This is a genomic window from Pseudoalteromonas sp. SG45-1 (assembly GCF_014164135.1).
Taxonomy (GTDB): domain Bacteria; phylum Pseudomonadota; class Gammaproteobacteria; order Enterobacterales; family Alteromonadaceae; genus Pseudoalteromonas; species Pseudoalteromonas distincta.
Genome location: NZ_JACJEP010000010.1, coordinates 129,644 through 136,723, shown reverse-complemented (window position 1 = coordinate 136,723; position 7,080 = coordinate 129,644). Strand labels below are relative to the sequence as shown.

General features: G+C 38.5%; 6 protein-coding genes. 3 read left to right on the top strand and 3 right to left on the bottom strand.

All coding sequences use genetic code 11. From position 1 onward, the window contains the following. Positions 1–194: 194 nt before the first annotated feature. The 3 genes from H5117_RS10870 to H5117_RS10860 all read left to right on the top strand — a co-directional run bounded on the left by H5117_RS10870 (position 195) and on the right by H5117_RS10860 (position 4,155). Positions 195–1,520 (top strand): PAS domain-containing methyl-accepting chemotaxis protein, encoded by a 1,326-nt coding sequence (locus tag H5117_RS10870; RefSeq protein ID WP_182737806.1) that lies wholly within the window; start codon positions 195–197, stop codon positions 1,518–1,520. 286 nt (positions 1,521–1,806) lie between these two features. After that, on the top strand, positions 1,807–2,877 hold the full coding sequence (locus H5117_RS10865; protein WP_182671759.1) for a hypothetical protein: 1,071 nt from the start codon (positions 1,807–1,809) through the stop codon (positions 2,875–2,877). Between the two features lie 216 nt (positions 2,878–3,093). Next, complete coding sequence (locus H5117_RS10860; protein WP_182737803.1) at positions 3,094–4,155, top strand: hypothetical protein; 1,062 nt, start codon at positions 3,094–3,096, stop codon at positions 4,153–4,155. An 82-nt stretch (positions 4,156–4,237) separates the two neighbouring features. On the opposite strand, the gene ttcA is transcribed toward H5117_RS10860, so the two are convergent. The 3 genes from ttcA to H5117_RS10845 all read right to left on the bottom strand — a co-directional run bounded on the left by ttcA (position 4,238) and on the right by H5117_RS10845 (position 7,079). Beyond that, positions 4,238–5,152 (bottom strand): tRNA 2-thiocytidine(32) synthetase TtcA, encoded by a 915-nt coding sequence (ttcA, locus tag H5117_RS10855; protein WP_002963067.1) that lies wholly within the window; start codon positions 5,150–5,152, stop codon positions 4,238–4,240. Positions 5,153–5,305: 153 nt separating this feature from the next. Then, on the bottom strand, positions 5,306–6,238 hold the full coding sequence (gene uspE, locus H5117_RS10850) for a universal stress protein UspE (protein WP_182716156.1): 933 nt from the start codon (positions 6,236–6,238) through the stop codon (positions 5,306–5,308). 103 nt (positions 6,239–6,341) lie between these two features. Next, positions 6,342–7,079 (bottom strand): FNR family transcription factor, encoded by a 738-nt coding sequence (locus H5117_RS10845; protein WP_002963069.1) that lies wholly within the window; start codon positions 7,077–7,079, stop codon positions 6,342–6,344. Position 7,080 lies beyond the last annotated feature (1 nt).

Here is a 7,080-nt window from a genome sequence, read left to right as displayed (position 1 = left end):
TAGGTAAGGGGCGTGAGCAGGACGCGGAAGCTTTGCTCGGTTTTTACTTATTCTTACATGGATGTAAGCCATTAGAATAACGCAGGAGCAGTTATCGAGCCCACTAGGTTACAAACCTCGCGCCGTGATTTAATCGCCCCTAGATTGAACAAATTTCAATCCACAAAGGTCAACACGCCCTAGTAAGGATATTAATGTTTTTTTCTAAAAATAAGCAAAATGAAATAGCCTCTTTAAAAGCAGAACTCTATCCGTTACAACAAGTGTGGGAAGGGCTTTACCGAGAGATGTTAGTACTGAACATTCTCTATGATGGCAGAATTTCGCACGCCAATGATAGGTTTTTAGAAAACTTAGGCTACAACGAAGACGATCTTACTAATAACTCTTTTGATGATTTTATTACTGAGTCATCTCGTCAATCTTCAGAATTTAAAAGCCTACAGCAAGCTATAAAAAAAGAAGGACATTGGGGCGGTGCATTACAAATTGCGCGCGGTGATGGTAAAGCTGAATGGTTACGTTTAATAGTACATCCTGTAAAAGGGGAGCAAGATCAGTTGCTCTATTTTTCTATATTCGGGAGTGTGCTTACAAAAACAATTACGGCTTCCCGCGAGCAAAGCGACACTATCAAAGCGATATATCGCTCTATGGCAGTAATTGAATTTGATTTAGAAGGCCATGTTTTAAAAGCAAATGAGCAGTTTTTATCAGCAATGGGTTATCAAGAAAGTGAATTAATAGGAAAACACCATCGCACATTTTGTGAAGCTTCAGAGTATAATTCCCAAGAGTATCAACAGTTTTGGGCTAAATTAAGAGAAGGACAGTTTATAGCGGAGCGCTTTAAGCGTGTTGATAAATACGGCAATGTTGTATGGTTAGAAGCGTCATATAACCCAATCTCAAATGACGCGAATGAGCTTTATAAAGTAATGAAGTTTGCAACAGTTATTACAGAGCAAGTAAATCAAGAAATTGCGATATCTAAGGCTGCCGAAATTGCTTATAGCACCTCAACCCAAACGGATAAAAAAGCAGAGCAAGGCGCGAGCGTTATACAAGATACGGTTGCAGTAATGACCGAGCTGGCTATTAACATGGAGCAAGCGGCAAGTGAAATTTCAGCGCTTGATCAGCAGTCGCAACAAATATCGAGTATTGTACAAAGTATTAGTAGTATTGCAGAGCAAACCAATTTGTTAGCATTAAATGCCGCAATTGAAGCGGCTAGAGCTGGCGAGCAAGGTCGAGGCTTTGCTGTGGTTGCAGACGAGGTTCGACTGCTTGCATCTCGTACATCAAAAGCAACAGAAGAAATAGTAGAAGTAGTACAGCGTAACCAATCACAAACCCAAAATACGGTGGCTGTAATAGAAAAAGGTAAAGAAAAAGCAGAGCAAGGTTTAGCACTATCTAAAGAGTCGGGTGATGTGATGCAGGAAATTCAGCAAGGCGCACAAGAAGTTGTAAATGCGATTGGGCAATTTACCAGTGAACTCAAAGCTAACGGCTAGATTAGTTACGTCCTTATTCTAAAGCGGGCACCTTTACCGGTACCCGCTCAACCTAACCCCCCTCAATATTACTCTCGAAACATCCCTGATAATTTTAAATTTAACAACTATTCTTTATTAACCCATTAAATAACAAGTAATAAGTTTCTTCATTCCTATAAATGATAATAAATTGTTGCATTTTTGTTCTTTGTTCCTAATACTGATGAACGCCAAGGCTGACAAGCCCTAGTATGAATACCTTAAATGATAATAAAATATTACGTACACAACATTAAGGAATTGTATGAACAACACTAAGCGCACACACACATTAATTAAACCAAGTCACCTAATTGGTGCTGGGCTTGCTATGCTAATGAGCTTTTCTGCTGCGAGTAAAGACTACAAAATTATATTAATTCACGGGTTACAAACTTCGCAAATAACCAATAAGTCGGGTAGTGATGTAATTAATGACGGTGAAACATATTGGCAATCGTACTGGAATAATCGTGCAGATGAGCGAATTGATTGGCCTGCTTATGAGCGAATTGAAGGTAAAATTGCTACCGATTGGGTGTGGCCAAAGTTAAAGCAAATTTCACGCTCTAATTTATGCAGTGATGGCTGTGTATTTGTAACACATTCAACAGGCGACTTAGTTGCACGCCATATTATTGATAACCAAGAAAACTGGTTAGAAAACGCAGGCTTACAGCCGCTTAATATTGTTGCGACGTTTGATTTAGCAGGCGCGGGCGGTGGAAGTGAGCTGGCTGATGTAGCAGTTAGTGCTTTAACTGGCGCATCATGGAACTTTGCGGTCGATGCAGCACTCAAATGGTGGCTAGGGAGCGATGTAACCGAAGCTGTTGGTGTATTACACGATTTAAAAGTGAATAATGCCCGTAAAATATCGCCATTTCCTGATGCACGTACACCTAGATTACGCTTTGTGGCAGATGGTAATGCGTATTTAGGTTTAACAGGTGGATTTTTAAAAGGTAATGATGATTCGGTTGTAGCATCGCACTCTTCATGTGGTGCAAGTTCGGCTGGCTCGTTTGGAAGTTGTAGCAGCAGTATTGATACAGATGGCCATTTAAAATCGCAAGGTGATGCTGTTAGTAGCTTTATGCCAAATCATTATCCAATGATGATGAGTGACAGTTATAGCCATAACGAAATACATAACGCGCAGCGTAAAGGTAATGTCACAATAGCCATGAATAACGTAAATGTTGAAGGTAATAACGTAGGGTTTAATACGTTTGATAAAACTACAGGTAGTTGGTTTTGGAAAAAACAATATCGTTATATTAGGGATTCAAATAATTTAAGTGCATCAGCACTTATTTATAATGTGATTCCATAACATAGAAGGCGTGTAGTTATACCAATCTGCATAAATCTTTGATCAATTTAACGAATTAAATTCCACTATAACGTCGTTAAAAATTTTTTATTTAGAACAACTAGATACAAAAATTTTTGCCTAGTTCTAGCGTAATTTTCTTAACGTTAAATAGACCCATATATAAGCAGATTGGTATTAAAAACTATACGCCTTATAAAAGATTGAAATATAAAAATGAAAAAATTTTATGTCGTTGCTTTAATTATTAGCACTATTTTATTCTCGCTATGGTTTACTGGTAAAAATGATGCTCATAAAGTTGCTGAGCCAATAAAACCACAGATTAAACACAGCGCGAACGCACCTGACTTATCGCCTGTAAAAGTGATCCCTATAGATGTGCCTAAAGCTAAAAAACCACAATCAAAAAAGCAAATTGCGTTTAATGAAGACCTAACAAAAGCAGCGCAGCAAGTGGTGATGCAATACGAAAGTGCACTTAAGTTTCCTCCTTATTCCCAACCTTTGAGTCCTTTAGATGAAGATCGATTAAAGCCAAATCAGTTTTATCCTGTGTCGAGCCCCATAGGTGAAAGCGGCGATGCTTTAACGGTAAGCCTCAAACAATATCGTTTTGTATATCCAGAAGAAATAACAATAAAGGTAAGCGCTCAAGGGCTTGATAAAGTGGTCGTTGAACTTGCAAATACTGATACAAAGGAAGTATTAAATACCCATACGGGCAATGCGCGTGAAGGTGAGGCAATTATTACATTTAAAGAAGATGAAGATTACCCTCGTAGTTTGCAAGTGTATGTGCAGGGCGATGTTGACGGCAAAAAAGTACCCGTAGTTGCGCAAATTCAATATATGCCGCCAAGTGCTACTTTGACAGGTTTTGAAATTGCTTATGCTCAAAATGAAAACATGATTATGCCAGCTAATTTAACGGTGATAAAAAGTGGTTTGTATCGTGTTAGGGCGAATTTATATAGTGGTGATACACCACTTGCTCATTTGGTATCTAAGGAACGCTTAACACAAGGGAGCCAAACCGTAGACTTAAAAGCTCATTGGTCAGTATTACCTAAGGGCGTTACCGATATGCGCTTAAGTGACTTTGTAATAGAAAGAATGTCGCCAAGCCCAGGTGAGCGTAACAGCTTTGGGAATAGTGAAATAAGCCATTTTGATATAAACGATTTCTCGTACGACAGTTTACAGCAGTTGCCGTATCAGACTAATGCACAAGAAAAGTTAAGTTTAGAGTTTTTACAAGGCCTAGCTGAGAGTTAAAAAGACAACGTAAGGCTGAATTGGTAAATTTAAGGGGGTTGTACATAAATACAACCCCCTTAAATTTGTTAGCCTAGATATGTTAGCTTAAATTTATAGTAACTACACTTGGCGCTTCTTGTTCATCAAGCTCATTAGTAACAGGCACTTTAGGAATGTCTGGCTTATCAAGAGCTATATCGCCACCATCAATGACTTCACCGGTTTGTAAGTTTTTAAAATCAAACAAATCAGCATCAGCTAAGTGTGAAGGCACGACGTTTTGCATTGCTGTAAAAATACTCTCAATACGGCCTGGGTGCTCAGCATCCCATTTAGCGAGCATTGCTTTTGTATGTTTACGCTGTAGGTTTTCTTGCGAACCACATAGGTTACACGGAATAATTGGATAACCTTGTGCAAATGCGTATTGGCTTATATCGCTTTCTTTGCAGTATGCAAGTGGGCGAATAACCATATGCTCGCCGTTATCACTCATTAATTTAGCCGGCATACTTTTTAGTTTTCCACCGTAAAACATATTTAAAAACAACGTTTCAATCATGTCGTCACGATGGTGGCCAAGGGCTATTTTAGTTGCGCCTAACTCATTTGCTGTGCGGTATAAAATACCACGGCGCAGTCGTGAGCAAAGTGAACAGGTTGTTTTACCTTCAGGAATAATGTCAGTAACAATGCTGTAGGTATCTTCTTCTACAATTTTGTATTCTACATTTAATTTATCAAGATACTGGGGTAAAACGTGCTCAGGAAACCCTGGTTGTTTTTGATCTAGGTTTACAACAACGAGATCAAACTTTATAGGTGCTACACGTTTTAAATGTTGAAGCATTTCAAGCATGGTATAGCTATCTTTGCCACCTGATAAACACACCATTATACGGTCACCTTCTTCAATCATATTGAAGTCCATAACGGCTTGACCAGTTTGGCGACGTAAACGCTTTTGTAGCTTATTTAAGTTAAATTGAGCTTTAGCTTGATCTGAGTGTGACAATTACGCCCCCTAGTAAAACAATACAGCAAAGTTATTTGCTAAAAATAAAGGGGCGTATTATACCCAAACCACCTGAATATGCGAGTTTAGGATGTAATTAAACACGGTATTTTTAGCAAGTAATATCCAGTTTGTTACTTGCTAAATTTTTAATTAATCTAGTTTCTTTGCCATCGGGCTTACGTAACCATCGGGCTTAAGTGCTAGTACATCGCAATCAAGGCTATCAATTACATGCTCTGCTGTATTACCTACTAAAGCGGCACTTAAGCCTGTACGACCAACGGTACCAATAACAACTAATTCGCTATTTAACCGCTTAGCTACATCAGGGATTACATCCTCTGGTAGGCCTTCTTCAATAAAACATTGCTCTTGGCTTAAATTAAACTCAGCAGCAAGTGCATTGGTTGATTCAATGTGGTGTTTTTTAACTGATTCGTTATAAAGTCCAGGGTTAAACTCAGGAATTTCAATTGCTATATTTATGGGCGTTGCAGGATAAGCATTAACTAAATTAAGTTTTGCGTTGGCAAGTTCACATAAAAATTGTGCGTCTTTAATTACCCGTTTATTAAGTGCTACATGTTCTTCGTTTTCACTAACCGCATTCACAGCAGCTAAAATATTACCGTTTTCTGGCCATGCCATTTCTTTAACAAACAACACCGGGGCAGGGCATTTTCGTACTAAATGCCAGTCGGTAGGGGTGAAAATAACGGATTTAAGTGCACCATGTTGATGTGTGCCTTTAATTACTAAATCGTACTTTTGATCAATTACAGTATCGATTATGGCTTCATAAGGACGGTTATGCCAAACCACTTGGGTGTCAATATTTATATCTTTGTAAGGTGAAACCAAATCTTTAAGCCATAGCTGGCGATCTTTTAGTACGGCATCACGCATTGCTTCGCGTTCATCGCCAGATAGCATCGTTGTCATTTCATAAGAGAAGTCGTAAACCGTCATAAAGGCGGTAATACTTGCGCCAGATTTTTTGGCTAAGTCTATTGAACGTGATAAACCGTGTTGATCGTCTTTGGTAGGGTCAATAACCGCAATAATGCGTTTAATAGTGTTCATATGCTACTCCATTTGCCTAACGGGTGTACAATTAGTGTAACGCAAATATAAAACAGTTAAAGGGGTAGCATATAAATTGTTGTTCTAAATCAAACTATTTAATTTAGCGAGGCTTAACGATTGCTGCCGTTTTAGCTAAGGCATCATTATCTAAAATTGTAATAAATTTACCTTCTACTTTTATTAAGTCGGCTTTTTGAAAACGGCTTAATAAACGGCTAATGGTCTCTACGGTAAGGCCTAAGTAGTTACCTATTTCACCGCGAGTCATGGTAAATCTAAATTCTTTGCGTGAAAAACCACGTTCACCAAAACGCTCTGATAAGTTATAAATAAAACTAGCTAAGCGTTCTTCTGCTGATTTTTTATTGAGTAATAACAGCATTTCTTGATCGTATGTAATTTCGCTGCTCATCAAGCGCATTATTTGTTGACGAAGTTTTGGTAATTTACCAGCAAGTTCGTCAAGGGTATCGAATGGTATTTCGCACACCATTGACGTTTCAAGTGCTTGTGAAAAACTCTGGTGCGCCATTTTACTTATCGCGTCAAAGCCTACTAAGTCACCCGCTAAATGAAACCCGGTTATTTGCTCATCACCTTGCTCTGATAATGTGTACGATTTAAATGAGCCAGAGCGTACAGCATAAATAGCTTGTAAAGGCGCGCCTGATTCAAATAGATAATCGCCTTTATGGAGTGGTTTTTTTCGCTCAATAATTTCGTCTAGCTTATCCATTTCTTGGCCATTGAGAGAAAATGGCAAGCACAATTGACTAATACTGCAGTTATTACAGCTAATAGCACAATTACCTTTAGCGCGACTTTGAGAGAAATCCATA

Coding starts and splice junctions, on each gene's coding strand:
- H5117_RS10870 (WP_182737806.1), top strand. CDS start 195: ATGTTTTTTTCTAAAAATAAGCAAAATGAAATAGCCTCTTTAAAAGCA.
- H5117_RS10860 (WP_182737803.1), top strand. CDS start 3,094: ATGAAAAAATTTTATGTCGTTGCTTTAATTATTAGCACTATTTTATTC.
- H5117_RS10865 (WP_182671759.1), top strand. CDS start 1,807: ATGAACAACACTAAGCGCACACACACATTAATTAAACCAAGTCACCTA.
- uspE (WP_182716156.1), bottom strand. CDS start 6,238: ATGAACACTATTAAACGCATTATTGCGGTTATTGACCCTACCAAAGAC.
- H5117_RS10845 (WP_002963069.1), bottom strand. CDS start 7,079: ATGGATTTCTCTCAAAGTCGCGCTAAAGGTAATTGTGCTATTAGCTGT.